This window comes from Nostoc sp. (genome assembly GCF_036919615.1).
In the GTDB taxonomy this organism is placed as follows: domain Bacteria; phylum Cyanobacteriota; class Cyanobacteriia; order Cyanobacteriales; family Nostocaceae; genus Nostoc.
Genome location: NZ_JBALCN010000078.1, coordinates 105,748 through 131,382, shown reverse-complemented (window position 1 = coordinate 131,382; position 25,635 = coordinate 105,748). Strand labels below are relative to the sequence as shown.

Sequence of the window (25,635 nt, the reverse complement as noted above, 5' to 3'; positions counted from 1 at the left end):
TGCGATTTCAATCTTAAAAGGGCGGCTCATGGCTATTTTAATTTATCGAGTTTCTTTTCTCCATTATATGCAGCTTCATATAAAATTGGTATAAGGCATTTTGGTTTTATCTGCGTAAAGATGGAGAGGCAATTAATGAAAAAGCCGTTTATAAATCAATTAAACAACGTTTTGATGAATCGGCTAAACGCTTTGAAAAACCTGAATTAGGTATAAAGGCTGAGTTACATAACCTTATAAAATTTACTAATTACTATCTACGTCTTAATTTTGATGAGGAAGAACAAGAAGCAAAACTAAAGTATTGGTTTCAGCGTTTAAAAAAATTGGATTTTACTACTTGTCATATATTTCTCCTGAATATTTATTATGAATATGAATCACAACGCTTATCTATTCAGGATTTTGAGAAAATCCTGCAATATTTAGAATCTTATTTTGTCCGCCGTTGGATTGTCGGGATTCCTACTAGAGCTTTAGGCACAACCTTTAACAATCTTTATAAGCAAGTAAAGCAAAAAAATCCTGAAGATTTAGTGAATGGATTACGCCAAGTTTTAATCAGTTTTGAGAAAACTCAAGTATTTCCTGACGACAATTTATTTTATCAGCATATCATCAATGAACCTTTATATAATAATAAAAGCTCGGCAGCAAATGAACGTGTAAAGTTTTTATTAGAAAGTATAGAACAATCTTTGAGCAAGGAGCGTGTTGATACTCTGCCTATGAGCCTTGAGCATATTATGCCCCAAAAGTCCCCTTTACGTAAAGAGTGGCAAGAAATGTTAGGTGCAGATTATAACAAGGTGCATAAGGAATTGCTTCACACTTTAGGTAATCTCACGCTAACACAATATAACTCTGAATTGTCTAATAAATCCTTTGAAGAAAAATTGAAAATTTTAAGAGCTAGTAATGTGACTTTGAATCAGTATTTCCGAAAGGTAGATGTTTGGAATGAACAGGAAATCAAAAGTCGTGCTGAATATTTAGCTAATATAGCTATTAAAGTGTGGCCTCGATAAAAGAAAGTTGGTATAGTTTAATTAGCTGGGAGTTATGCCTACCTAAACTTTAGCGTTTTCAAGAGAAATATTAATGACCAGTCCATCTTTTCTCAATGATAAAAATCTCTATGAACAAGACTTTTACTTGTGGACACAAACCATTACCCAGCAGTTAAAAAAAAATAATTTTAATGAAATAGATATACCTAATCTAATTGAAAAAATTGAAAGCATGGGGAGAAGTTAAAAAGGCGAGTTAAAAATCGATTAATTGTGCTATTAATGCACTTGATAAAATGGCAATTTTAGTCAAGCTTTAGAAGTAAAAGATAAATAATAATGTTTGAATATAATTGACTATTCTATCAGCGCGATCGCACCTTCGCTCTTCGCACACAGACCTAACCCCCTAACCCCCTTCCCTGTGAGGGAAGGGGGAGAAATCCGGCTCCCCTCTCCGCTTCGGAGAGGGGCTGGGGGAGAGGTCACACATAAACACCTATTTTCATACTTCATAAATGAATAATCCAACACCCGAAGAACCCTATCCACAAAAAAATGAGGGAACTCGCAATATTGTAATCGGATACAAAGTAGACTTAGTTAAAGTGCAACGTGCCAAAGAACTTCGTCAGCAAATGATGCCAGAAGAAAAAATTCTTTGGCAACATCTTCGTGCTAATCGCCTGAATGGTTTACACTTTCGCCGTCAGCAAATTATCAATGGGTTTATTGCAGATTTCTATTGTCACGCAACTCGATTAGTAATAGAAGTGGACGGAAAAATTCATGAATAACAAGCTGAATATGATGCAGAACGGGACAAAGTTTTGTCAGCTAGAGGACTGCGTTTGTTACGAATTAAAAATGAAGAAGTGAGACACGAACTTGATAAAGTTTTAATGCGTATTTCCACAGCTTGTTCTAAAGAGACCTAACCCCCCAGCCCCCTTCCCTGCAAGGGAAGAAGGAGAAATCTGGCTCCCCTCTCCGCCTCGGAGAGGGGCTGGGGGAGAGGTCAATGCGATCGCGATAAACTGTTAAAATCTAATTACCTGACACCAAAATTTTAACAGTGAACACCAATGAATTTTTATACATAGGAGTTATTAAAATGCTTGAAGTCCACAAAAATTATGTTATTGATGAAAATCAACGACTTATCGCAGTACAAATTCCTATTGCTGAGTTTGAAAAAATTGAAGAAATTCTTGAGGATTACGGTTTAGCAAAACTCATGGAGGAAGTAGAGGAAGAAAAACCACTATCAAAAGATGAAGCACTAAAATATTATCAATCACTAAAGGATGAAAATGTGGCAAGTTGAATATACTAAGAGATTCTTGAAAGAACTTGCTGCTTTACCAGTTGAAATTCAAAGCCGCGTAGAACCTATCGTATTTCAAGAGCTTGAATCAGAGAATCCGTTTGAATTAGGATATATTGAAAAATTGAAAGGCTATAGTGATAAATATAAGATTCGAGTTGGTGATTATCGTATTGGTATTACTTTTGATCAAACAACAAAAACATTAATCTGCCAACGAGTTGCTCACCGCAAAGACATCTACAGAATTTTTCCTTGAAGCACATACTGTAATATTCAAATTATGGGCGATCGCACCTTCATTCTCTGTCAGACGTAGATGCATACTTTTAGATCGAAGCAAGCTACACAAAGCGTTTCCAAGAGTTGCAACTTGTCGTTAGACATCGCTTTAAATAAAAAAAAATGTAACCCAAACTTCAGGCTATCCCTATGAAGTCTTTGCAAAACTATACTACTGTGATCCGCCCTGATGATAATGGCACATTTGTTGCCTATATTCCAGCAATTCCTGGTTGTCACGCTTGGGGAAGAACGCCAGATGAAGCCCGTACTGAACTTGCCTCTGTTTTTGAAATGATTCAAGAAGAGTACAAAGAACAAGGGCGTTCTCTACCTGGAGATGTCGAACTGGTGATTGCAAATGCCAGCTAAAGCAAGTGAATTGCAAAGGGTTGCCTGAAAACTAGGATTTGAAAAAGTCCGATAGAAGGGTAGTCATGCTCGTTGACAACATTCAGATGGACGAGTAACTACAATTCCCATTCATGGCAACACTGAAATTGGTAGTTGGTTGTTTTATAAAATTCTCAAGCAGTTGGCCATTACAGAAGAAGATTTTAACCAGCTAAAGTAATTAGTGCGATCGCCCCCTTAAATTCCCAAGCTAAGTCCGACTAGAAAGTTTGTTATCATTTTGTATCTGCAATTGTGTTACGTCTCCTTTGGATATTTCAGCAGTTCTTTGATAAAAGCCAGTGGATCTATTTCAAGGACTTCGGCAACTTGTAAAAATTCAATCAAGTCAAGACGACGCTCTCCACGTTCATACTTTGATACATAGGATTGCGGAAGCTCTAGCTTTGCCGACAACTCTGCTTGAGTGAGCTTGGCAGCTTTGCGGACCTCGATAAGTAGCTGGCGAAACCGATTGTACTCTTCGCTGAAAACTGATTTAGGCACTTTAGCTTGCCTTTTTTCTGGCGATGGTTTATTCGATCTCGATGAGAGTTAGTATATATTGCTGAACTCAGTTAAATTCTAAAACCTAAGATGGAATAAACCCAAAATAGGTTTTTAAGACAGGAATTTAGGGTGAGGGCCCAAAGATGTTTCTTCTAAAACGCGATACTCTCTGATAATCAAAGATAAATTTTTGCTTTTTTTACAAGTTCCTCAAATTATTTTGCTGTATATATAAATATGGGGTGAAAGCCTTTAAGAACTTTAAAATTCAAAACTTGCTAAACATAGTTGAGGGTTTGGTCATTTTTGACAATCCAGCATCTGGAAACCCAAAACGGAAAAGACCAATTACTAATGAAATCGGAGGTCTATATAATGTTTAAAAAGATTCTAGTTGCATTAGATCGCTCAGAAATAGGGCAACAGGTTTTTGATGAAGCGTTGAGTTTAGCAAAGTTAACACAAGCTAGCTTAATGCTACTGCATGTCCTATCTCCCGAAGAAGAAGGTAGTCCTTACGGACCTATGCTGTCTAATTTGGACTACTATCCGGGATTGAGCAATCAAAGCTTCGAGTTATACCAAAATCAGTGGGATACCTTTAAAAGTCAAGGCATCCAGATGTTGCAATCTTTCTGTGCCCAAGCTAACACAGCAGGTGTAACTACGGAATTTACACAAAATATTGGTAATCCTGGTCGCATCATCTGTGATTTAGCCCATAGTTATGGTGCTGACCTAATTGTCATGGGGCGTCGGGGTCGTTCTGGGTTGATGGAACTATTTCTCGGTAGTGTAAGTAACTACGTTCTTCATCATGCTTCTTGTTCAGTGCATGTTGTGCATCTTTCAGCTACTCCGATAACAGATGAAATTATAAAAAAAACTTCAAGCAACTTTCAGGGTTAACTAACTACTAACATTGCATAAATCTTAGCGAACCAAATTTTGAATTTGGTTTATTCTCGCATACCTATCTACCTGAATTGATGACTTCTATAGAGTCAATCTTCACAACCGATCCTTAACTGCACGGTATTAGGCTAAAATTGAGTGTAGGCGTAGCCCGTCCTAGACATCGCTTTTTCAGTGAAAAAGAAAAAGTCCCTACCCAAAATTAGAGTTGAGAGCGAAAAGTGGATCTATGAAAGAAGATACTATCGAGATCACTGGTTTTCACGCTCATGTTTACTTCGATACTGCGAGTCGGGATGTAGCTGCGCGTGTACGTGAAGGATTGGGCGCTAGGTTTGATGTGCAACTCGGACGCTGGTTTGATAAGCCCATCGGGCCACATCCAAAAGGAATGTATCAAGTTGCTTTCTTACCGAATCACTTTGATAAAGTCGTTCCTTGGTTAATGCTCAATCGTGAGGGATTGGATATTCTTGTTCACCCTGAGACAGGCGATGCTGTAGCAGACCACGCGGTTCATTCCCTATGGTTAGGAGAAAAGCTAGATTTGAATATTGAGTTTCTTCGACAGCTTAGTTCGACTTTATCCAATTAAGGGAAGTAGCCAACTTTATTGGCTAAACGTTCTGGTTTGGGGCGTGGAAGTTTTTCTATTGTGACTAATTATGGTGAAATTGAAAAAGTCCAATGTCTTGATAAATAAAGGTTTCAGCCTATGTGTAGACGCTTTTAGCGGCTTGTTATAAGCATCGCAAGAAAAGAAAAATATTTAAAATAGATACCTCACTTCTCTTCTTCTCTAGTAAGAGAAGAATCATCACCTATGGAATTGAAGCAACTGGTTGACTTTAATATTTAGTCAACTGATACTTGCTTGAGTAAAGCTATCCACATATCAGATGGATCAGAATAGTAATCAATTTCTTCAATTTGATATTGATAAGATTCATAACCTTCTCGTAAAATAATGCGATCGCAGGGTTTGATACCTTTCCCTACTCCAGTCATATACCCGATCATTCCTTGATTGAGACGCTCAAATACGTAGTCACTTCCCCAAACTTGTTGGCTATAATCGTGTATTTTATTCTTCTGTTTTAATTCGTTTGCTGGAAAGTTAATTAAGGCTAACTTACTTAAAAAACTAAAACTTAAGTTCATACCTGTCCTGATCAAAGACATAAGTGAGTTCTCCCAAAGAAGAAATCTATAACGAAGAGTTTTGGACTTTAGGTGAATCTCAATTCCTTTCAATCACCGATCCAGAATTGAACAGGTTGACACTAATAATTAAAAATTAATTTTTCTTAAAGATTTATTTTAATTATTAATCTTTGATTGCTACCAAAATATATTTTCTGTTCAATAATCCTTATAATTCACTCAGGATGCTGTATAAAGTTAGGTAAAAATTCCCTGTTGATAATACTATTAATAATTTTGATCATCCAGTCAATCATATTACCCAGTACAACGCCAAAGATGTATAGCAGTTATTTATTTCATAACTAGTTAAATTTACAGTAATATTAACAGTAGCATCAACTGTAAAATCACCGAATTATTAGATAAGTTTTGGTCAGATATAAATATTTTTTACTTAACTAGATAATATTTATTTGTAAACATTTTATGTCTTGAGAATTTCGTCTATGTATCTTTTTTAAGATAAATAGGATTTAGTACCTACTTGTGGTTTTTAGAGCCTCATCTATATGCCTCAGTAGTACTTCTAGGGTGGAAGAGTTATCTAAAACGATATCTGCATGAGCCAATTTTTCTTCGATAGATAATTGGCTGTTGATCCGGGCTTGTGCCTGTTCTCTATTTAAATGGTTTCGTTGTATTAATCTTTGTAGTTGTTGCTCCTGAGAACAACACACTACCCAGATTTCTGTAACCAAATCAGTCATCCCAGCTTCAAATAATAGAGGCACTACTAACACCAGTGTTTGTGAGGTAGACTGGGCTATTGCTTTGAGGAAGCGATCGCGCACATCAGGATGAATCAAATCCTCTATCCAGTTGCGTTCATCTTGACGATTAAAGATAATTTCGCCTAGCTTTTGGCGGTTGAGGCTGCCATCTGGTAGTAAAATTTGTTTGCCATAACGTTGAGCGATCGCACCAAGAATAGGCGAACCTAAAGATACTGCTTCTCTAGCATAAATATCTGCATCTAAAATCGGCAGATTATAAGCACTAGCTAAATAATTGGTAACAGTGGTTTTGCCTGTGGCAATACCTCCGGTTAAGCCGATTATACGTTTATTCATTGGGTATTGGGCACTTGTACTGAGCGGCGTTGTTGGCGTAGCCTCTCCTTGGCGCAGCCTCTCATAGAGAAGAGTTGTATTGGGCATTGGGTACAAGAGGCAGAGAGGCAGTTCTTGCTGGGGGCAAGGGGGAGAATTAAAATTACCTCTTTCCCCTCTACTAGAAAGCTCCCTGCTCCCTTATCTAAGAATTTGTCGCCCATGTTATCAGTGCTTGGGTTAAACCATCTAAAGTATATTCTTGGGCTTCTACATCTACACGTCCGAATAAAGCATGACAAGTTTTGGAGGTTTGGGGGCCGATAGAGGCAATACAAACTCCTTCTAAGAATTGACTAGCATCAGAGTTGTTGGAAAATATCTTGTTAGTAAGTTGACAGAAAAATTGTACAGTTTTAGAACTGGCAAAGGTAATTACATTTACCTTGCGGTTTTGGAGAGCTAACTCTGCTACAGGTGGAATACCACTAGGACAACAAGATTGATATGCGGCAACTTCTATCACCTTTGCTCCCTTGGTAGTTAATTCCTTAACCAAAACTTCTCTTCCGCCGCTTTCAACTCTGGGAAATAAAACCTTTTTACCATCCAGTTTATCTGGGAAATTTTCTACTAAAGAATCGGCAACAAAGTTGGGGGGAATAAAATCTGCTTGGATAGAGTGTTGTTTGAGACTATGGGCTGTTTTCTCGCCAACAACGGCAATTTTGACGCCTGCTAAAGCACGGGTATCTTTACCTTGGGCGATTAGCCTTTCAAAAAAGTAGTCTATGCCATTAGTAGAACTGAAAATTAACCAGTCAAAGTCAGATAAATGAGCGATCGCATTATCCAAAGCTTCCCAACTGGAGGGCGGGCCGATTTCTAAGGTAGGCATTTCGATGACTGTTGCACCTGATGCGATGAGGCGATCGCTAAATTGACTCGACTGTCCCACTGAACGTGTCACCAGGATTGTTTTGCCAGTCAGGGGAAGAGGAGATGAGGGGGGGAAGTTACTTAACATAGGTTGGGGTATGGGAGTACTCTCGTGCCTTTCTCCAGGCTGCTGCCTGATAATTTCGTCTAAATATATATTCTCAGGTTGTAAGTACTTGCGTAGCCCAACAACTTCGCCAATCACAATAACCGCTGGAGAAAGGGATAATTCGCTGGTTTGTTCTAAAATATTGCCCAGTTGCGCTATCCAAATTTGTTGATCAGGAGTTCCTGCCCAACGGATGATGGCAATGGGTGTTAAGTGCGATCGCCCGTTTCGCACCAATTGATCTAAAATCTCTGGCAGATGTTGCCCTCCCATCAAAATTACCAGTGTCTCTAAGCGTGAGAGTGCTTCCCAGTCTAAAACCTCTGGTTCATGAGCTGTAAATACTGCAAAAGTGCGACTCAACACCGGATCTGTGAGGGGAATTCCTGCCAACAAAGGTGCTGCAAGAGCTGAGGAAATTCCTGGTACTAGTTCAAAATCACAACCAGATGCTTTCAAAGCCTCAATTTCGGAAGTACAACGCCCAAAAATCAACGGATCGCCTGATTTGAGCCGGACAACTTGTTTTCCTTGCTGGCAATGCTTTACCAGTAACTTGTTAATCTCAGCTTGGGTTGTACTGGGTTTCCCACCACGTTTGCCGACATCCAACTTCAAGCAATCAGGCGGTACGCACTGCAATAATTGAGCATCTACCAGGGCATCGTAGATTAAAACCTGAGCAGCAGCTAAGAGATTGTAAGCTTTTACCGTCAGGTATGCCACATCTCCAGGCCCAGCACCTACGAGGTAAACTTTGCCCCTTTCTTGAGTCATTGTCATTTGTGATTGGGCATTGGGGCAGAAGAGATATGTTTTAGAATACAACTTGGTGTAACGATATAGTTTAATGAGTCTTTGATACTCATTAATGAGGCTTAAAACTCCGTTAACGGTAAACCAAAAAGTTTTTTCTGAACGGCGATGCCTGTGGCGGGCTATGACGCTCTCTACGAGACGCTGCGCGAACGAATACTTGCTAATGCTTCTCTACGAGACGCTGCGCGAACGCTATCGGCGTCGCTTTTGAGGTACAGTCCACTTATCCCATAGCCAGAATTGTAACTCTGCACTCAGTTACAGCGGATGTATCCGGGGGGTAACAATCACCCGAATGCATTTGTAAACCCTTGACCCAGTACAGGAAACAACCATGATCAAGTTCATCATTCTGCTAACCCGCAATCCGGCACTGTCACAGGAGCAATTCGTCGAGTATCATAAATCCGTCCATGCCAACCTGTTTATGTCGATTCCGGTAGTAAAGGACACGGTGCGCCGCTACATTCAGCAGCACCGGATTGACGCTGAACTTCCGGGTATGCCCCCAATGAAGTATGATGGCATCACTGAACTGTGGTTCGACGATGTGGAGTCACTTGCACGCTGCTTCTCCGACCCAGAGTATATGGAGCGTATTCGTCCAGACGAGGAATCTCTTCTCGACTTGCATTCCTGCGACTTCGTAGTTTCAACGGAAAACATTGTCAAGCCATAAGTGTTGCGGCTTGCAAACATAAATACCCAGGCTTGCAATCATGTCAATTTCTGACTCAGATTAACTGCAACTGGCTCGCAATCATCTGCAAGGCATTAATGAGGTTCAGAACTCCGTTAACGAGTCTTCAATACTCATTAATGAGATTCAGAACTCCCCTGCTTCTTTCACCATGCCCAATACAACTCTTCTCTACGAGAGGCTGCACCAAGGAGAGGCTGGCGCTTAGGGCGTAGCTATGGCGCAGGCTTTACGGCAACGCTCAGTACAAGTGTCCAATCCCCTTTATTCAATTCGTTTGGGTATTAATTTTTTGGATTAGCTGATCAACTTGCTCAACCATCTCTTTGTTTTCCTCAGCTTTGAATAACTCTCTAGCTTTTTTAAGATTAACGATTGCTTCTTTTAGCTGTTGTTGCCTTCCCAAAGTGATTCCCAAATTATAGTAAGTCAATGCATCGTTGGGTATGAGACTAATGGCTTTTTTGTAATGTGCGATCGCTTCTTGTGGTTTGCCTTGATCATCCATCGCATTTGCCAAACCCGTGTAAGCTTTTGCGTGTTTGGGATCAAGGCGAATCGCTTCGGTATAGTTGGCGATTGCTTCTGTTAGCTTGCCTTGAGCGTAAAAAGCGCTTGCTAAATTATAGTGAGCGTCTGCATAGTTGGGAGCGAAGCTAATGGCTTTTTTGTAATGTGCGATCGCTTCTTTTAGTTTGCCTTGAGCATACAAAGCGTTTCCCAAGGCATTATAACCTGCTGGATTTTTCGGTTCAAGGCCAATGGCTGCTGTATATTCGGCGACTGCTTCTACTGGCTTTCCTTGAGCGTACAAGGCGTTGCCTAAGTAATAGTGAGCGTCTGCATAGTTGGGATCAAAGCTAATGGATTTTTCGTACTGGATAACTGCTTCTGCTAGTTCACCTTGATCGTACAGAGCATTTCCCAGACGCGCGTAAGTGGGTGCATAATCTGGTTTGAAGCGAATGGCTACCGTATATTCAGTGACTGCTTCTGTTAGCTTGCCTTGAGCGTACAGAGCATTTCCTAAGTTATAGTGAGCATCAGCATACTTGGGTTCAAGGCTGAGGGTTTTCTTATATTGAGCGATCGCAGCTTCTAACTGATTCAGTCTTGCTAAAGTCAAACCCAAATTAAAGTATGCTCTAGAGTCTTTAGGATCGAGGCTAATGGCTTTTTTGTAAAGAGCGATCGCTTCTTGGGGTTTACCTTGATCGTCGAGAGTATTTGCTAACGCAATATAAGCTTGTGCAAAGTTCGGTTCCAGTTCAATTGCTTTCCGAAAAGCCGCCTCTGCTCCTTTTAAATCTCCTTGTTTGTAGAGATTGGTTCCTTGCTCGAAGTTAGCGACTGCGTTTTTGTTCTCAGAAACTGCTGCTTGATCTGAGTCTGGAATTTTTGATAAAACAATGCCAACATCTTTACCAAAGGCAGTATTCCCATTACTCAAACACAAGCAGATAATAGCTGCTACCAGTAGATTCTTGTTTTTCAGCATTTTTATTACCTTATCTGCTTGGTTTACATGTAATACATCATAAAAACACCTTAGCCCCACCCCGCTTGCTCTTACAGAAGCAAAAGCGTAGCTTTGGCGGGGTTCTAGCTGGAATTATAAGTGATTAACCTAACTTGATACAAGTGTACTCTCATATGATGCGCCGAGAATTCATAGAGTGTGCGTAAGTCCTAATTAGGAGTAAAAAGTCGTTTTTTAGTTAATTGCTCACACTTTTGTTTCGATAAGTTGAGCAATGGCTGCGATTAATTCTTCTGGGTTAAGATGCTTGGATAAATGTATTTGAAACTCAGCTTTTAATACTTTTTGCTGGTCATCGTTTCTAGCAAAAGAGAGTGGTCAAACTTGCGAAAATTGCGGGCATAATTACGGCTGACACTGGTAAATTCCAAAATAAAAACCATTCTTACTATGATGATAAGAATGGTAAAAACATTAGGAGACGGAACAGGAAAATTTAATCTCCGCCATTTTCACTCAACTTAAGATTCACTTGACTTAGCACTCATTTTATCTAACAATTGAGTGATTTTTTTAGCTTTTTCAGGTTGACGCTGTTTTTGTAATAAATCTTTAGCTTGTAGCAGGTTAGTTTTGGCTTCCTCTTCTTGCTCTTGCTGCATGAGAATATTTGCCAGACGCAAGTAAGCATCAGGATTTTTCGGACTGCGGCGAATCACTTCCCGAAATAATTCTGTTGCTTCTTCCACTTGACCTTGCTGGTTTAAAACATCTCCCAAAAACAAGCGCACCACATCATTAGTAGAGTTGAGGGAAATCACTCTGCGAAATGCTGCTTCTGCGCCTTGGTAATCTTTTGCTTGAGCAAGATTGATTCCTTTTTGAAACAAGTCTGAGGTAATCAAAGTTTTCCAAGCAAAATAGCCAAGTATTGACAAACTCAGAACAACTACAACAGCAGCGATAATAGAACTAGTGGGAAAGGTTTCTAGCATTGTCTAAGCCAAAAGACAGGCGATAGGAAAAATCAGATATTCCATAAAAAAGAGTTTCCAGATAAATTGGTAGAATTGAGTGATCGCACTTCTATCTTGTAAGTCTACTGCCAAACTCCGCAACCACATCCAAACTAGCAGCGCTAAATGGGCAATTATCAGAAATATGGGGTTAACTGAGGCAACATGTAGTAGACCAACTAGAATTATCCCCAAATAGCAGACAGTTATCACCCAAAGAGCAAGATTAAACACAGTTTGCGAACCAAGTTGGATAGTAAAAGTAGAGATATTATAGAGGCGATCGCCTTCCATATCTGGTATATCTTTAAAGATAGCGATCGCAAATGTAAACACCAAGATAAATAACGTCAGCACCCACACCACAGGCGGAATTCCTTGGCTTTGTTTCAGCACCCAACTATAGTGCAAATACAATCCTAAATTAACAATCGTGCCGCGTACTGAAAAAATACATAGCGCTGCCCAAAATGGAAACTGTTTCAAGCGAATTGGCGGTAAAGAATAAGCAGTACCAATGGCCAAACTAATCGCCACCATCCCCAATAAGAATGGCCCAGTTAGCCACGCCATAACTAGCGCCAGAATCCCAGTTAAAGCGACAATTAATTGCCCCGTCTGCCGAGAAAACTCACCTGATGCCAACGGTAAATGAGGCTTATTAATTTTGTCAATATCAACATCTTCTAATTGATTCAATCCCACAATGTAGACATTGCCACACAGACAAGCAATCCACGCACCCAAAACCCGACTAAGTGGAATACCAGAAAATCCAGTCGAGGAAACAGCAATGGCAATTAAATACAAACCCAACACACTCAGACTTGTACCAATAATTGTGTGAGGGCGAGAAAATTTCCAGAAAGCGTATAACCAATGGAAATATGATTGAACGGGTTTACCTGGCAAAGGGCTGTTTTGATAACTCTGACTCATGAGTAGCTTAGATTCAGTATTCTGGCTTATTGTTAATCATTGTTAACCATTGTCACAGAATTTGGTCATTAACAAGAGCCAAAGGTCTAAACGCACTGTATTTTCATCGGGGAGGCAGGATGAGTGGCGGCTACCACGGTTGGCGCAGCTCACCCTACAAGAGAATCAATCTAGCTCATGCAAGACACTCAATCCCGATAAAATCTCACAACCAACCATAAAAATATTTTTTCCCCACTCCTGATGACGGTACAATCTATCAGAAAAGTAAAGAAATAGTTAAATCCATAGTGCCTTCATGACAGCTGATTTGACATCTACAGCGACATTTGAGTTTGTGACTGTGCTATCCCATGCTGCGGGTACGTATCGAGGCCAGAGAGGCACACGCCCTAGTGCTGAAATATTAGTGAATGCGTTGCTACAAGCAGAAAAATCTGCCAAGCAGCAACGGTTGACTTATCCGTTTGAGTCTCTTTTAGGTAAATGGCAACTTTGCTTTGTGACTGGCACTAATAAAGTCAGAGAGCGCGGGGGAATTGTATTAGGCAAGGGTTTTTATGTACCCAAGTTTATAACAATCCATGCTTCCTTTAATACGATTTTGGAACAGGATTCAGGCAGAGGTGAAATTATTAATCAGGTTGAGTATGGCCCACTTTTGCTGAAATTGACAGGCCCAGTGCAATATTTAAGTAAGAAAAATTTATTGGCGTTTGACTTTAACCACATGCTTATCAGTCTGTTTGGTCGTGTTGTTTACAACAGACCAATCCGTTTTGGTAAAGTTAAAACAGAAGATTTCTACAACCAGCCCATAGCTAAACTACCTTTTTTTGGCTTCTTTTTAGTGACCGAAGATATCATTGCAGCTCGCGGTCGTGGAGGAGGATTGGCATTGTGGATTCGAGAAACTTAAAGACACTGGAAACCAAACCCCCGCCATCTAAACAGCTTTCTCTACACTTCTAATTTTTATTTTTTTGTACTAACCATCAAACTGGACGACAAGTAGACAAAATACTGTGCATATTTACTACTTGTCCAATGACTGCGATCGCAGGCGCACTAAATTCAGTTTGCTCTACCTGTTTGACAATTGTCTCTAAAGTACCAATTAATTCTTCTTGTTCTGGCCGCGTACCCCAGCGCACTAAAGCAATGGGCGTTTCTAAGCTCAACCCAGCTGCAATTAATTGTTCCACAATATAAGGCAGATTGTGAATTCCCATATAAATTACAATCGTTTCGGAACCGTGAGCGATCGCCCTCCAATTCACTATCGGTCTATACTTACCCGTCGCCTCGTGACCAGTCACAAATGTTACGGAGGAACTATATAGCCGATGAGTCAAAGGGATACCTGCATAGGCTGCTGCTGCAATCCCCGATGTGATCCCTGGCACAACTTCCGTTGATATTCCCGCTTTGACTAATTCTGCCATCTCTTCGCCACCACGACCAAAAATAAACGGATCGCCACCCTTTAGCCGCACCACAATTGCATTATCCTCCGCTTTATCAATCAGTAATTGAGTTGTTTCTGACTGGAACAACGAATGTCTCCCCGCACGTTTACCAGCATTAATTTGCTCTGCTTGGGGATTAATCATTGCCAGAATTGCCGGACTCACTAAGGCATCATAAATAACTACATCTGCACATTCCAATAAACCTTTAGCCTTCAGAGTTATTAGTCCTGGATCTCCTGGCCCCGCACCGACTAAATAAACCTTTCCCAAATACTTGTTCTCCTGTTTTTCTGTGCGGTTCATCTATCTGTTAAATCCCAAATTAGCTCGGCTAATTCTGCACTTGCTCCCAGTGGCTCTGCCAATTGGAAATTCACCGCAGAAAATTGTAATTTTAGCTCCTCTATTGAGGCGGCGATCGCATCGGTTATTCCACCAGCGAATAAAAAGTATGGCAAAATTGCAATTTCCTGATAACCAGCAGCTACCAGGTCTTTGACTCGTGATTCTAAACTAGGAGGTACAGCCCAATAAGCACCCACTGCTCCTAAACTAGCCGCCATTGCTTCCACAGTTTCTTGAGAACCTGGGCGACGGCTACCATGAGCTAATAGAATCCATGCTTCTGCTTTTATTACAGCTATTTGCTTGGCCAGTAATTTTTCTAAATTGGGATGAGAGCCTAAATATGGTTGCAATTCAATCATCATATCTTCACCAGTAGCCCGTTGTGCTAGTGCTACTTCGGCGGGAATATCTGTCATTACATGCACTCCCGGCAGCAGAAAGAGCGGTACAATTTTGAGGCGATTATCGTTTTGAGACACTGGGCGTAGGCGTAGCCCGCCGTAGGCATCGTAAAAAGCGCTCTTGGCAAATTGTTGAATCTGCTTGTGTAAAGCCTGAGAACTCATTTCCAAAGCAGCTATGCCTACCAGATGTTCGCAATCTGATGGGTTGTGGTTTTTTGGCAATTTGTTACATAGCAGCTTTGCTAGTTGCTGCATAGCAATTTCTGGGCGGGGATCGCGACTTCCGTGAGATACTAGCAGATAGGCAGATGACATCGGCAAAGCTTGAACTCTCAGTTACTAATTCTCATATCTTACTTAATATTAAGCTGGTGGTAATAAGTACTCTGGTGATTATTGAAACTATTATCAATTATTAAATATAGCAATCCTAAATCACTGAATAGGCTCTTGAGCCGCGAGCAATAAGTAAGGGGAAGGATTTAGGATTCCCCAGCAATCAAGGGTTTAAGAGCAACTAAATTTATTTATGGAATGAAGTAAAAACATATGTTTCGGAGTCTTAGCACGAGAAATAATGCCTCCTTGTTTCAGCAGCCCTACATTTATGTATGGGGTCTTCTCCTCTGCCCCCTGCCCACTGCCCCCTGCCCCCTGCCCCCTGCCCCCTGCCTTATTGTTCTTCGGCAGTGTAAGTATAAAATTGCTCAAAAGCTCCCACTGTTTCAAATTTGTATGAAGGTATCCAAGAATTTATTTTTAAATCTGTACGGTAAATGCTAAAAATAATGTAATTTTGTCTTTCTGTAGTCCTGGCAATAATTTCTTGCATTTGCGGGTTAGCCGAGTCAACCAACTTATTACAATTAAAATGGATTAAATTTTCTATAATATTCGTAGTTTTTTTGCATACATCGGTTTTTAAGTAGTTTGTCAACCGTTGCACTGCATATTCTTCATATTCAACCTGACTGGGATTGGTCTTCGCCATTGTCACACCCAAGGCGGCGAGTCCTGCTGCTGCTCCAGTATATGCAATGATGGTTAAGGGTTTCATGTTTGCCAAGTAAAATAATTCATTGTAATCCTTAGATTTCAGAGACTCTAAATCAACTCAGTCCGTTCCTTGAACAAAAACTCTTGATCGCTTGCCAAATAATTGCTATAATTCAAATTGTTGAATGGCGAGCGTAGCCAAGTGGTTAAGGCAGTGGTTTGTGGTACCACCATTCGTGGGTTCAATTCCCATCGTTCGCCCTAGATAATTTCATATTGATACTTATACTCCTGTAAAAGGTGGATTATATGGTGTGAACACTTATAACCATCACTTTAACAATAATCTGTCATCTATAGCTTTATAGACTTGGAAGAATTACAAGCCCCCGATAATTCTTTAGCTTATCTTATTAGGACTTATACAAAAATTGCTCTTAAGCTTAATTTATGGAACTGCCCTTGGACTTGGTGCAGTTCCTCATGGGGGAAACCCCTAAAATCGAACTGCTTCACCAAGGCGCTTTCTCTAGGAGAAGAAGTCGTAGAGTCTGTGTAAGTTCTACTTATAAAAGATTTGATGCTGATTAAATGAACATCTGCGGCTTTTAATAGAGAATGGGTCATATGACTTATCACTCTTTAATCGAAAGGGAATCGATTATGGCAGGTAGACCAAACTTCTCAAGCAGTCGTCAGGTTGAGGCTCAGACGCTGGTTCGTCAGCTAAGGCAATTGCTAGGACTTACACAGGAGCAATTTGCGGCTGAGGTTGGGGTAACGCTGGTGACGATCAACCGTTGGGAAAATAATCGAGCTAAACCGCTACCTCTGGCAATCAAGCAAATTAAAGCCAAGCTTCATGAGATGGAGGATTCACCCATTGAAGCCTATCGAACTGGTGCTCAATCTCTACTGCTCGATTACTTTGGCGAAGCGTGATCAGGGGAACGGATGCTGAATTTTCAAACCTTATTTGAATCAATACCGGGATTATATATTGTCTACTCACTCGACTTTGTGATTCTCGGAGGAAGTGATGCTTACTTCTGGGCAATGAAGACAAAACGAGAAGAGGTCGTTGGTCATTTTTTGTTTGAGGTTTTTCCAGACAATCCTGATGATCCAAATGCGAACGGTGTTCAGAATTTACGTGCCTCGTTGTTAAGCGTGCTGAAGCATCGCCAGCCTCACACGATCGCACTACAGAAGTATGACATTCGCCGCCCCCAATTAGAAGGCGGTGGTTTTGAGGAGCGGTACTGGACGCTAACCAACTCGCCAGTCTTTGATGAAAACGGTGAGATGACATACATTATTCATCGAGCCGAAGATGTCACCGAGTTTGTGCAGGTACAGCAGCAGCGAAATGAGCAGCCTCTGCTAAATCAATCACTCCAGACTCGCATCGAGCAGATGGAGATGGAAATCTACCTCAGAGCGCAGGAGTTAAAGCAGGTCAACGAACAACTGCAAGCAGCGAATCAGGCACTGTCAGAACTTGGCAATATCTCGGATGAGTTTCGCACGCCTTTAACGCTGATGTTGAGTCCGATCGAAGACCATGTTAGCAGATCATCTGATTCTAGTAAAGCGATCGCTTCAAACTGGAGTTCGCCTTCACCAATCAAGCCATCTGCCTTATCCGCCCGAATTTTGCTGGCAGATGACAACACCGACATGCGCGATTATCTGCGGCGATTGTTGAGTCAACGGTATGAGGTTGAGGCAGTCGCCGATGGAACTGCGGCTCTGGCTGCGATCCAAGCACAGCGCCCGGATTTGATTCTTAGTGATCTGATCATGCCGGGGCTGGATGGGTTTGAGTTGCTGCGTCAACTGCGGGCTGACCCCCAAACCAGCGAATTGCCCGTGATTTTGCTGTCAGCGCAGGCGGGCGAAGAGTCATGTGTGTCAGGATTGGCAGCCGAAGCCGATGATTATTTAATCAAACCGTTTTCGGCTCGTGAACTACTAACTCGTGTTGAGTCAACCTTAAAACTGGCAGAGATCCGCAAACAAGCGGCTCAAGCACTGCAAGCCAGTGAACAGCAGCTTAAACTCGCCCTTAAGAGCAGCAAACTCGGCTCCTGGCAATTTGATCTTCAAACAAACCTTCTGTCTACTTCTGACCAGTGCAAAGTGAACTATGGTCTACCCATTGAGGCTGATTTCTCGCACCAAGTTCTGATGGAGCGGATTCATCCAGAGGATCGGACTTGGGTACAGGCGGCAATTCAAGACTCGATTACCAACCGCAGCAATTACGATGTGGAGTACCGGACTGTTTGGGACGATGGCAGCACTCACTGGGTAATCGTTCGGGGGCATCCGATTTACGACGAGGCGGGTAATCCTGAGCGGATGGTCGGGATATCACTCGATATTACCAATCGCAAACAAGCCGAAGTTGACTTACGGGAAGCCCATGTGCAATGGGAGTCTGCTTTAGCGGCAGGAGCTATTTACACATGGCGGTGGAAGATTGCCGATAATCTAGTGATCGTGAATGCAGCCTTTGCTCACTTGTTTGGCGTTGACCCTTTGAAGGCAGCGATCGGCTTACCGATTGAAGTGTTTATACAGGCAATATCACGATGAAGACCGCCCACAAGTGGTTGCTGCAATTAACCAGGCGATTGAAACTGGTAAAGATTTTATTAGTGAATACCGTGTTTATACTGAGGCAGGAGAGGAGCGATGGCTTGCCGCACGCGGTCGAGTTGAATATACTGCTGATGGCAGACCGATTGCTTTTCCTGGGGCACTGGCAGACATCACTGAACGCAAACAAGCTGAATCCGCTTGGCGACAGATTTCCACCGAACTCGAACGACAACTGCGAAAGTTCGACGCGATCGCCTCTTCCGTACCCGATTTTATTTACACATTCGATCTGTCTGGACGGTTTACCTGACTTTTCACGGGATGTGGAAAAGGTTATTTTGAGGGTTTCTCAAACCCTAACTTTTACGTTACCTATTTTCATTAACTTAGAGTTATTGAGAATTAGACTGTGGAAAAAGCCACGCTGTTTCGTGGTTTGAGGACTTACCGTGAAAAGTCAGGACGGTTTACTTACGTCAATCAGCCGTTGCTCGACCTTTTGCAAAAAACTTCGGCTGAAGCACTGGGCAAAAACTTTTTTGACCTGGATTATCCAACCGATTTAGCAACTACACTCCAAAAACAGATTCAGCAAGTCATTGAGACACACCAACCGCTCAAAGATGAAACGCCGTACACGAGCACATTTGGCATGCGTGCCTATGAATACATTTTCGTCCCGCTTTTGGGACTAAATGGCATGGTAGAAGCGGTGGCAGGTGTGACGCGAGACATCACTGATCGCAAGCAAATCGAAGCGACTGTGAAAGCCAGCAACGAACGGCTGAAGCTGCTTTCAGAAGTCGCCAACGATCTCTTGCTCAACGAAGATCCTAAGGTGTTTTTAGCCAGTTTGTTTGAAAAGGTTTCGACTTATTTAGGACTTGAAGTTTACTTCAATTACTTGTTTCAAGAAGACCAGCAACGCCTTCAGCTACATACTCATGGAGGCATCTCAGAAGACGTTGCTTTATCTGCTAAATTTTTGGAGTTAGGGCAGGGGGTGGGTGGTTATATAGTGCAACATCGCCAGCCAGCTATCGTTGAAAATGCGCTCTCAACGACTGATCCACTTGCTGTTTCACTTCAGTTAATCGGTATCAGAGCTTATGCTAGTCATCCGCTGATTGTAGGCGATCGCGTTTTAGGCACCCTTGGACTGGGAACTCGTCAACGCGATTACTTTAAGAGCGACGAACTCGACCTAATGCAAACGGTTGCCAATCAAGTTGCGGCTGCCTTAGAGCGATCGCGCCTGCTTGCAGAGCTACAGGCACGAGCTGAAGCGTTAGATCAAACTAATCGCATTAAAGATGAGTTTCTAGCGGTTCTTTCCCATGAATTGCGTACTCCCCTGAATCCAATTCTGGGATGGTCAAAATTGTTGCAGGGGGGAAAGCTTAATGCTGAAAAAACGAATATTGCGATCGCCACGATTGAGCGCAACGCCCAGATCCAGGTGCAATTGATTGATGACTTGTTAGACATTTCTCGGATTCTGAGCGGCAAAATGAGCTTATCAGCCTCACCCATAGACCTCAGTGCAGTAATCTGCGCCGCGCTGGCAACGGTTCGGTTAGCTGCAGAAGCTAAATTAATCCAAATTCATCCGACCGTTTCACCCGTTCTGGGAGTGGTGGTTGGGGATGCAGGGAGATTGCAGCAGGTCGTGTGGAATCTTTTGTCGAATGCGATTAAGTTTACTCCTATTGGGGGGCAAGTCACGATTGCGCTATCTCAAGCTGAAAATCATGCCCAAATTCAAATCACCGATACTGGAAAAGGGATTCGTGCCGACTTTCTGCCCTACGTGTTTGAGCATTTCCGGCAAGAAGATGGCGCAACCACGCGCAAATTTGGTGGGCTAGGGTTGGGACTGGCGATCGTCCGCCAAATTGTGGAAATGCACGGTGGAACGGTCACAGTAGTCAGTCCAGGTGTTGGGCTAGGAGCAACATTTACTGTTCAAATTCCGCTTACGCCTCAGTTAACTGAAGCACCAACCTTAGATCAATCACCCGTTAAAGATAGTGATTTGAGTGGTATTCACATTTTAGTCGTCGATGATCAAACTGACTCGCAGGAGTTCATCGCTTTTGTTCTAGAGCAACATGGGGCGATCATTACTGCTGTTGCATCTGGGACTGATGCACTGCAAGCGATCGCTCAATCCATTCCCAACATAATCATCAGTGACATTGGGATGCCAGAGATGGATGGCTACATGCTGATGCGACAAATTCGTGCCCTTGGGCTTGAACAAGGGGGACAAATTCCTGCTATTGCCTTAACAGCTTATGCCGGAGAACTCGATCAGCAGCAAGCGATCGCAGCCGGATTTCAACGTCACGTCACCAAACCCATTGATCCAGAGGTTTTGGTGGCGATCGTCGTCGAAATGCGGACTTGTATGCTATTCCCTTAGTCGAATATTGGTGGGTAAAATTATGGCAGATAAACAAATTGCTGCTGCTGACAACTATCAAAAAAATAAAAATTGTATTCCTTTAGTTAGAGCCAAAAATACTGAGTCATAGATACTTTTAGTAAAGTAGAACCTAATTTAAGTACCATCTGAAAATTTGATACTTATAAAGACACAGATAAATCTAATTTATCTGTGTTATTTCGTATTTATATGTGGTCTAACAAAAGGTGGAGACTTATACCAATTTAAAAAATGATTGTGACAGATGGATTTACACAAGCCAAACCTAGAAGGCTATTCCCAATTCCATTATCTAAAATCTAAAATCCAAAATGGTATTACTTGTCTCGCCTTGAAAGTCAACAATGCAAACATCGTCATCTAATGGAGTTGCCATGTCTAAATTGCTTCAAGCAGTCTTAGATAGTGAAGAAAAAAGTGATTTGCGTTCCTTTCTTAGTGAATTACGCCAACAAGAAAAAAAGTACTTGCTGCGGAACGATATACTCAATGTATATAGTGAGTATTGCTCAAAGTCCCAGAAATCTGAGGCATTTTACACATCCTCTGAGTTAGGCAAACTTATTTACTATACTCAGGAGATTATTCAGGAGGACTCAAACTTCTGTTTGATCATCCGTTCTAAGATTGCCAGCCAAGAAGTTTATTGGTTGACATCAGACTTGAGCATTGAGCCGATGACGGTGCAAGATTTGTTGGATGTGCGCGATCGCTTGGTGAACAAATTTCATCCTAACGAGGGCGGCCTACTAGAATTGGACTTCGGCCCGTTTTATGACTACTCTCCAACAATCCGCGACCCCAAAAATATTGGTAAGGGGGTGCAATTCCTCAACCGCTACCTTTCCAGCCAACTATTTCAAGACTCCAAAGAATTGCTGGATAGCTTATTTAATTTCTTGCGCCTGCACCAATACAACGGTGTTCAACTGCTGATTAACGATCGCATTCAATCACAGCAGCAACTTTCCCAGCAAGTTAAAAAAGCCATAACTTTTGTTAGCGATCGCCCCAATGATGAACCCTACGAACAATTCCGATTCCAATTGCAAACAATGGGTTTTGAGCCAGGTTGGGGTAACACCGCAGCGCGAGTGCAGGAAACTTTAAATATTCTCGATGAATTGATTGATTCTGCTGATCCCCAGACCCTAGAAGCCTTAATTTCTCGTGTTCCGATGATTTTTAAAATCGTCTTGGTGTCAGTTCACGGTTGGTTTGGGCAAGAGGGCGTTTTGGGGCGTCCCGATACCGGCGGTCAGGTAGTTTACGTTCTTGACCAGGCAAAGAGCCTAGAGAAGCAGCTACAAGAAGATGTCCTGCTTGCAGGTTTAGAGGGATTGAATGTCCAGCCAAAGGTGATTATTCTCACCCGCTTGATTCCCAATAGTGATGGCACCCTGTGTAATCAACGACTGGAAAAAGTCCTCGGTACTGAAAACGCCTGGATTTTGCGAGTCCCTTTACGGGAATTTAATCCTAACATGACTCAAAACTGGATTTCCCGGTTTGAGTTTTGGCCTTATCTAGAAACCTACGCTATTGACTCAGAAAGAGAACTGCGGGCAGAATTTCACGGCACACCTGACTTAATAGTTGGTAATTATTCTGATGGGAATTTAGTGGCATTTTTACTGGCGCGACGGTTGAAAGTTACCCAATGCAATGTTGCCCATGCTTTGGAAAAATCTAAATATTTATTCAGTAACCTTTACTGGCAAGATTTAGAGGATAAATATCATTTTTCCTTACAATTCACAGCTGATTTGATTGCGATGAATGCTGCCAATTTTGTGATCAGTAGTACCTACCAAGAAATTGTCGGCACACCGGATAGTGTGGGACAGTACGAGTCTTATAAATGCTTCACTATGCCGGAGTTGTATCATGTGACCAATGGGATTGAATTATTTAGTCCCAAATTTAATGTCGTACCGCCTGGAGTCAACAAAAATTACTATTTCCCCTACTCGCAGACTCAAGACCGAGTGGAGAGCGATCGCCAACGCCTTGCAGAAACACTCTTTACTCTGGAAGACCCCGCGCAAATCTTTGGCAAACTCGACGATCCTAACAAGCGTCCTCTCTTCTCAATGGCGCGTCTTGACCAGATCAAAAACCTCACAGGTTTAGCTGAATGCTTTGGTAAAAGTAAAGAATTGCAGGAGCATTGCAACTTAATTTTGGTGGCAGGTAAGTTACGTGTAGAGGAATCAGGCGACAACGAAGAACGTGACGAAATTATCAAACTCTACCAAATAATTGACCAGTACAATCTTCACGGGAAGATTCGTTGGCTGGGTGTGCGCCTTTCCAAACCTGATTCTGGTGAAATTTACCGAGTGATTGCCGATCATCAGGGAATTTTTGTGCAACCAGCTTTATTTGAAGCTTTTGGTTTGACAATTTTAGAGTCGATGGTTTCAGGATTACCGACTTTTGCCACACAGTTCGGTGGTCCATTGGAGATTATTCAAGATAAGGTTAATGGCTTTTACATTAACCCAACGAATTTAGATGAGACATCTGCAAAAATTGTGGATTTTATCACTAAATGTGAACATAATCCTAACTCTTGGGATGAAATTTCGCAGCGAGGAATTGACCGAGTTTTCAGCAGTTACACTTGGAAAATTCACACTACCAAGTTGTTATCATTAGCACGGATTTATGGCTTCTGGAACTTTACATCTAAGGAAAACCGGGAAGATTTGTTGCGCTATATTGAAGCTTTGTTCTATTTAATTTACAAGCCAAGAGCGCAACAGCTATTAGAGCAGCACAAGTACCGATAATAAGTTAGAAAGGATAAGCTACTCCATATTTAACTCAATACGCTTAGGTTAAGGATTTTTGATATGTAGAGATGTTGCAATGCAACGTCTCTACAAAGGATTTCACACTTAACCCAAGCGTATTGACATTTACCTTGCATCATTTCTGGGCTGGAACCTTTGGCTGGCTTAGAACGTTATGGAAAATTAGATGTAGTTCAGCTTACAATACGCTTGGGTTAAAGCCAAAAACCAAAACCAGCGTAGGTTGGGGAGCCACTGCACCCTTGCGGTTTCCTGACTTAAAGCAAGTGGCGTTTGAGGAACAAAACCCTACATTTTTCGTGATTTGTTAGGTTTCATTTCCCTATGGGACGCTGTTCGCATTCGTTCAACCCAAGCGTATTGGATCAGCTTAATCAGTTAATAATTAAGAGTTAAGAATGAGCATTTTCAGCATTATTACTAATTTACAAAAGTGATTTTTTCTTATATTTTTACAAATGAATCAGGAATTATGAATAATACGAAGTTTCATAACTCCTAATTCATAACTCCCAACTCCTAACTAATTTGTCAACACCCGCCAAGTTCGTTGACCAACTACTCCATCCACTCCTAAATTCCGCTGATTTTGAAAGGCTTTGACAGCAGTCTCTGTCAGTGCCCCAAAAATACCATCCACTTTAACAGCATAACCGTTAGACACTAACAGCTGTTGTAAGGCTCTGACAGCAACACCAGAGCTACCGAAATACAGAATTGGCATCGGTTGGCTACTAAACTTTTGGAACCGTCCTGTAGCCTTTGTACGGACTTTACCTCCAGACTGAGAATACTTTTTAGACTCACCTAAGTTAGAAGAAGCTAGAAACTGATTATTTTTGCTGATTTTCTTAAGTATGTGTTCTTTGTCTACTGCAATCGCACAGGGAGAAGCCTGAGAAACCCCATCTGTCTGCATAAATTCAGGTGGTGTGACTTGAGCAGTTAGAGATAACTGACTCTGTTTTGACTGGTTTACGTCATTTTCCATCTGAAATAATTGCTGCTGTGGCAAATTGGGCCTAGATACTTGTCTTACTGTTAACACGCCCGTCATCATCAGGCCAATTTCAGTCATTGTAGTTCATTTTACTTCAAGCAATATTTTTTAACCAACAACATTGCTGCTGTGCGGCATAGTGCATACTGACTAAATAAAAAAGTTATGTACTAATTTTTTCAGATAATATTGTCATGATCATATTTGCTCACCTCCTATTCCATCTAAATTCCATCTAATCAGACTAATATCATTAGCTTGGTGCTTTTTTTATCTTTAATCAAGCCATCAACTTGTAAGATATAGTATCTAAATCAACGGTTTAGACAATAACATACTATATGATCATATGGGAATACCATCAAACAAATTTGTTTAGTTATCTTTGGATCAGGCTTGTATACTGATGCTGCTTTTCTCTTGTTTCTACTGCCAGCAAAAATATTACTGAATTTATAGAGTCACTTTTTTTAAGTATTGATTAATGCAACATTTAGCAATAATGATAAACTCTTAATTCCAAACAATTTGTCCTCCCTGAGAGTGGGTTATAAAATTTTTATCAATCACTGTTGGGCTGTTCCACAAAAACCAAAGCATAATCAGGGCGCTCATGTTGCCCACCACACAATAGTTATGTTTAATTCGCTTATATGCAAATTAGATGTTTTTCAGCTTATCTTGTAAGATACATACCGCTGCACATAAGTCAAAAGTCAAAAGTCAAAAGTCAAAAGTCAAAAGTCAAAAGTCAAAAGTCAAAAGAATTGTATTCCTTGATCTTGCGCCATTTGTAGACGCAGAGCGGCTTACCGGAGGGTATGGTATGTTTATTTATGCTGTGAT

Annotated in this window: 27 protein-coding genes, 1 tRNA gene and 1 pseudogene; 18 read left to right on the top strand and 11 right to left on the bottom strand. The window is 41.5% G+C overall.

Annotated features, from left to right (window positions below; all coding sequences use genetic code 11):
- From V7K48_RS22235 to V7K48_RS22205, 7 genes and pseudogenes are all read left to right on the top strand, one after another.
- A partial coding sequence (locus tag V7K48_RS22235; protein WP_335075395.1) for a hypothetical protein occupies window positions 1-210 on the top strand: 210 nt, incomplete at its 5' end.
- Window positions 211-326: 116 nt separating this feature from the next.
- Window positions 327-1,028: an HNH endonuclease family protein gene (locus V7K48_RS22230; protein ID WP_335075393.1), complete on the top strand. Its 702-nt coding sequence runs from the start codon at window positions 327-329 to the stop codon at window positions 1,026-1,028.
- Between the two features lie 73 nt (window positions 1,029-1,101).
- The gene (locus V7K48_RS22225; RefSeq protein ID WP_335075390.1) at window positions 1,102-1,257 is read left to right on the top strand and encodes a DUF29 family protein; all 156 of its coding nucleotides are present in this window, start codon (window positions 1,102-1,104) and stop codon (window positions 1,255-1,257) included.
- A 271-nt stretch (window positions 1,258-1,528) separates the two neighbouring features.
- A pseudogene (locus V7K48_RS22220) lies at window positions 1,529-1,948 on the top strand (endonuclease domain-containing protein).
- A gap of 137 nt (window positions 1,949-2,085) precedes the next feature.
- On the top strand, window positions 2,086-2,337 hold the full coding sequence (locus V7K48_RS22215) for a hypothetical protein (protein ID WP_335075388.1): 252 nt from the start codon (window positions 2,086-2,088) through the stop codon (window positions 2,335-2,337).
- A complete protein-coding gene (locus V7K48_RS22210) occupies window positions 2,324-2,596 on the top strand; it encodes a type II toxin-antitoxin system RelE family toxin (protein WP_335075386.1) in 273 nt (90 codons plus the stop codon). Before V7K48_RS22215 ends, V7K48_RS22210 begins: the two co-directional genes overlap by 14 nt.
- 173 nt (window positions 2,597-2,769) lie before the next feature.
- Window positions 2,770-2,991, top strand: coding sequence for a type II toxin-antitoxin system HicB family antitoxin (locus V7K48_RS22205; protein ID WP_335075384.1), 222 nt, complete (start codon window positions 2,770-2,772; stop codon window positions 2,989-2,991).
- 279 nt (window positions 2,992-3,270) lie between these two features.
- Here the strand turns inward: V7K48_RS22205 and V7K48_RS22195 are convergent, their stop codons facing one another.
- Entirely contained in the window at window positions 3,271-3,519 is a 249-nt protein-coding gene (locus tag V7K48_RS22195) for a helix-turn-helix domain-containing protein (RefSeq protein ID WP_335075382.1), read from the bottom strand.
- 378 nt (window positions 3,520-3,897) lie between these two features.
- Between V7K48_RS22195 and V7K48_RS22190 the strand changes: the two genes are divergently transcribed.
- Together V7K48_RS22190 and V7K48_RS22185 are read left to right on the top strand one after the other, a co-directional pair.
- Window positions 3,898-4,431 (top strand): universal stress protein, encoded by a 534-nt coding sequence (locus V7K48_RS22190; protein WP_335075380.1) that lies wholly within the window; start codon window positions 3,898-3,900, stop codon window positions 4,429-4,431.
- Between the two features lie 235 nt (window positions 4,432-4,666).
- Window positions 4,667-5,032 (top strand): DOPA 4,5-dioxygenase family protein, encoded by a 366-nt coding sequence (locus V7K48_RS22185; RefSeq protein WP_335075378.1) that lies wholly within the window; start codon window positions 4,667-4,669, stop codon window positions 5,030-5,032.
- A 260-nt stretch (window positions 5,033-5,292) separates the two neighbouring features.
- On the opposite strand, the gene V7K48_RS22180 is transcribed toward V7K48_RS22185, so the two are convergent.
- The 3 genes from V7K48_RS22180 to cobA (V7K48_RS22170) form a co-directional block, all read right to left on the bottom strand.
- Window positions 5,293-5,619, bottom strand: coding sequence for a hypothetical protein (locus V7K48_RS22180; RefSeq protein ID WP_335075376.1), 327 nt, complete (start codon window positions 5,617-5,619; stop codon window positions 5,293-5,295).
- A 497-nt stretch (window positions 5,620-6,116) separates the two neighbouring features.
- Window positions 6,117-6,713 carry a dephospho-CoA kinase gene (gene coaE / locus V7K48_RS22175; RefSeq protein WP_335075374.1) on the bottom strand — a complete coding sequence of 199 codons (597 nt, stop codon included), beginning with the start codon at window positions 6,711-6,713 and terminating at the stop codon, window positions 6,117-6,119.
- 184 nt (window positions 6,714-6,897) lie between these two features.
- Window positions 6,898-8,517 (bottom strand): uroporphyrinogen-III C-methyltransferase, encoded by a 1,620-nt coding sequence (cobA, locus tag V7K48_RS22170; protein WP_335075372.1) that lies wholly within the window; start codon window positions 8,515-8,517, stop codon window positions 6,898-6,900.
- 94 nt (window positions 8,518-8,611) lie between these two features.
- Between cobA (V7K48_RS22170) and V7K48_RS22165 the strand changes: the two genes are divergently transcribed.
- Entirely contained in the window at window positions 8,612-8,770 is a 159-nt protein-coding gene (locus tag V7K48_RS22165; protein ID WP_335075370.1) for a hypothetical protein, read from the top strand.
- Window positions 8,771-8,893: 123 nt separating this feature from the next.
- Window positions 8,894-9,238, top strand: coding sequence for an EthD domain-containing protein (locus V7K48_RS22160; RefSeq protein ID WP_334722466.1), 345 nt, complete (start codon window positions 8,894-8,896; stop codon window positions 9,236-9,238).
- A gap of 289 nt (window positions 9,239-9,527) precedes the next feature.
- On the opposite strand, the gene V7K48_RS22155 is transcribed toward V7K48_RS22160, so the two are convergent.
- The 3 genes from V7K48_RS22155 to V7K48_RS22145 form a co-directional block, all read right to left on the bottom strand.
- The gene (locus V7K48_RS22155) at window positions 9,528-10,757 is read right to left on the bottom strand and encodes a tetratricopeptide repeat protein (protein WP_335075367.1); all 1,230 of its coding nucleotides are present in this window, start codon (window positions 10,755-10,757) and stop codon (window positions 9,528-9,530) included.
- 503 nt (window positions 10,758-11,260) lie between these two features.
- Complete coding sequence (locus V7K48_RS22150) at window positions 11,261-11,734, bottom strand: tetratricopeptide repeat protein (protein WP_335075365.1); 474 nt, start codon at window positions 11,732-11,734, stop codon at window positions 11,261-11,263.
- Window positions 11,735-11,737: 3 nt separating this feature from the next.
- Window positions 11,738-12,694: a homogentisate phytyltransferase gene (locus tag V7K48_RS22145; protein ID WP_335075363.1), complete on the bottom strand. Its 957-nt coding sequence runs from the start codon at window positions 12,692-12,694 to the stop codon at window positions 11,738-11,740.
- A 298-nt stretch (window positions 12,695-12,992) separates the two neighbouring features.
- On the opposite strand from V7K48_RS22145, the gene V7K48_RS22140 reads away from it, so the two are divergent.
- The gene (locus tag V7K48_RS22140; RefSeq protein ID WP_335075361.1) at window positions 12,993-13,613 is read left to right on the top strand and encodes a hypothetical protein; all 621 of its coding nucleotides are present in this window, start codon (window positions 12,993-12,995) and stop codon (window positions 13,611-13,613) included.
- A gap of 76 nt (window positions 13,614-13,689) precedes the next feature.
- Here the strand turns inward: V7K48_RS22140 and cobA (V7K48_RS22135) are convergent, their stop codons facing one another.
- From cobA (V7K48_RS22135) to V7K48_RS22125, 3 genes are all read right to left on the bottom strand, one after another.
- Window positions 13,690-14,469, bottom strand: coding sequence for a uroporphyrinogen-III C-methyltransferase (gene cobA, locus V7K48_RS22135; RefSeq protein WP_335075359.1), 780 nt, complete (start codon window positions 14,467-14,469; stop codon window positions 13,690-13,692).
- A complete protein-coding gene (locus V7K48_RS22130) occupies window positions 14,466-15,233 on the bottom strand; it encodes a sirohydrochlorin chelatase (RefSeq protein ID WP_335075405.1) in 768 nt (255 codons plus the stop codon). The genes cobA (V7K48_RS22135) and V7K48_RS22130 overlap by 4 nt, the downstream gene beginning before the upstream one ends.
- Window positions 15,234-15,591: 358 nt before the next feature.
- On the bottom strand, window positions 15,592-15,975 hold the full coding sequence (locus V7K48_RS22125) for a DUF4359 domain-containing protein (protein ID WP_335075357.1): 384 nt from the start codon (window positions 15,973-15,975) through the stop codon (window positions 15,592-15,594).
- 127 nt (window positions 15,976-16,102) lie between these two features.
- On the opposite strand from V7K48_RS22125, the gene V7K48_RS22120 reads away from it, so the two are divergent.
- The 6 genes from V7K48_RS22120 (at window position 16,103) to V7K48_RS22095 (ending at window position 23,765) form a co-directional block, all read left to right on the top strand.
- Window positions 16,103-16,175 (top strand) — tRNA-His (locus V7K48_RS22120).
- A gap of 402 nt (window positions 16,176-16,577) precedes the next feature.
- A complete protein-coding gene (locus V7K48_RS22115; protein ID WP_335075355.1) occupies window positions 16,578-16,856 on the top strand; it encodes a helix-turn-helix domain-containing protein in 279 nt (92 codons plus the stop codon).
- Window positions 16,857-16,868: 12 nt separating this feature from the next.
- A complete protein-coding gene (locus V7K48_RS22110; protein ID WP_335075353.1) occupies window positions 16,869-18,515 on the top strand; it encodes a response regulator in 1,647 nt (548 codons plus the stop codon).
- A 13-nt stretch (window positions 18,516-18,528) separates the two neighbouring features.
- A complete protein-coding gene (locus V7K48_RS22105) occupies window positions 18,529-18,831 on the top strand; it encodes a PAS domain-containing protein (protein ID WP_335075351.1) in 303 nt (100 codons plus the stop codon).
- A gap of 99 nt (window positions 18,832-18,930) precedes the next feature.
- Window positions 18,931-20,946, top strand: a complete 2,016-nt coding sequence (locus V7K48_RS22100; protein ID WP_442949457.1) for an ATP-binding protein — start codon at window positions 18,931-18,933, stop codon at window positions 20,944-20,946.
- A 398-nt stretch (window positions 20,947-21,344) separates the two neighbouring features.
- The gene (locus V7K48_RS22095) at window positions 21,345-23,765 is read left to right on the top strand and encodes a sucrose synthase (RefSeq protein WP_335075349.1); all 2,421 of its coding nucleotides are present in this window, start codon (window positions 21,345-21,347) and stop codon (window positions 23,763-23,765) included.
- A 547-nt stretch (window positions 23,766-24,312) separates the two neighbouring features.
- Here the strand turns inward: V7K48_RS22095 and V7K48_RS22090 are convergent.
- Entirely contained in the window at window positions 24,313-24,867 is a 555-nt protein-coding gene (locus V7K48_RS22090; protein ID WP_335075347.1) for a peptidoglycan-binding domain-containing protein, read from the bottom strand.
- Between the last annotated feature and the right edge of the window lie 768 nt (window positions 24,868-25,635).

Coding starts and splice junctions, on each gene's coding strand:
- V7K48_RS22225 (WP_335075390.1), top strand. CDS start 1,102: ATGACCAGTCCATCTTTTCTCAATGATAAAAATCTCTATGAACAAGAC.
- V7K48_RS22210 (WP_335075386.1), top strand. CDS start 2,324: ATGTGGCAAGTTGAATATACTAAGAGATTCTTGAAAGAACTTGCTGCT.
- V7K48_RS22205 (WP_335075384.1), top strand. CDS start 2,770: ATGAAGTCTTTGCAAAACTATACTACTGTGATCCGCCCTGATGATAAT.
- V7K48_RS22190 (WP_335075380.1), top strand. CDS start 3,898: ATGTTTAAAAAGATTCTAGTTGCATTAGATCGCTCAGAAATAGGGCAA.
- V7K48_RS22185 (WP_335075378.1), top strand. CDS start 4,667: ATGAAAGAAGATACTATCGAGATCACTGGTTTTCACGCTCATGTTTAC.
- V7K48_RS22180 (WP_335075376.1), bottom strand. CDS start 5,619: ATGTCTTTGATCAGGACAGGTATGAACTTAAGTTTTAGTTTTTTAAGT.
- coaE (WP_335075374.1), bottom strand. CDS start 6,713: ATGAATAAACGTATAATCGGCTTAACCGGAGGTATTGCCACAGGCAAA.
- cobA (WP_335075372.1), bottom strand. CDS start 8,517: ATGACTCAAGAAAGGGGCAAAGTTTACCTCGTAGGTGCTGGGCCTGGA.
- V7K48_RS22165 (WP_335075370.1), top strand. CDS start 8,612: ATGAGGCTTAAAACTCCGTTAACGGTAAACCAAAAAGTTTTTTCTGAA.
- V7K48_RS22160 (WP_334722466.1), top strand. CDS start 8,894: ATGATCAAGTTCATCATTCTGCTAACCCGCAATCCGGCACTGTCACAG.
- V7K48_RS22155 (WP_335075367.1), bottom strand. CDS start 10,757: ATGCTGAAAAACAAGAATCTACTGGTAGCAGCTATTATCTGCTTGTGT.
- V7K48_RS22150 (WP_335075365.1), bottom strand. CDS start 11,734: ATGCTAGAAACCTTTCCCACTAGTTCTATTATCGCTGCTGTTGTAGTT.
- V7K48_RS22145 (WP_335075363.1), bottom strand. CDS start 12,694: ATGAGTCAGAGTTATCAAAACAGCCCTTTGCCAGGTAAACCCGTTCAA.
- V7K48_RS22140 (WP_335075361.1), top strand. CDS start 12,993: ATGACAGCTGATTTGACATCTACAGCGACATTTGAGTTTGTGACTGTG.
- cobA (WP_335075359.1), bottom strand. CDS start 14,469: ATGAACCGCACAGAAAAACAGGAGAACAAGTATTTGGGAAAGGTTTAT.
- V7K48_RS22130 (WP_335075405.1), bottom strand. CDS start 15,233: ATGTCATCTGCCTATCTGCTAGTATCTCACGGAAGTCGCGATCCCCGC.
- V7K48_RS22125 (WP_335075357.1), bottom strand. CDS start 15,975: ATGAAACCCTTAACCATCATTGCATATACTGGAGCAGCAGCAGGACTC.
- V7K48_RS22115 (WP_335075355.1), top strand. CDS start 16,578: ATGGCAGGTAGACCAAACTTCTCAAGCAGTCGTCAGGTTGAGGCTCAG.
- V7K48_RS22110 (WP_335075353.1), top strand. CDS start 16,869: ATGCTGAATTTTCAAACCTTATTTGAATCAATACCGGGATTATATATT.
- V7K48_RS22095 (WP_335075349.1), top strand. CDS start 21,345: ATGTCTAAATTGCTTCAAGCAGTCTTAGATAGTGAAGAAAAAAGTGAT.
- V7K48_RS22090 (WP_335075347.1), bottom strand. CDS start 24,867: ATGACTGAAATTGGCCTGATGATGACGGGCGTGTTAACAGTAAGACAA.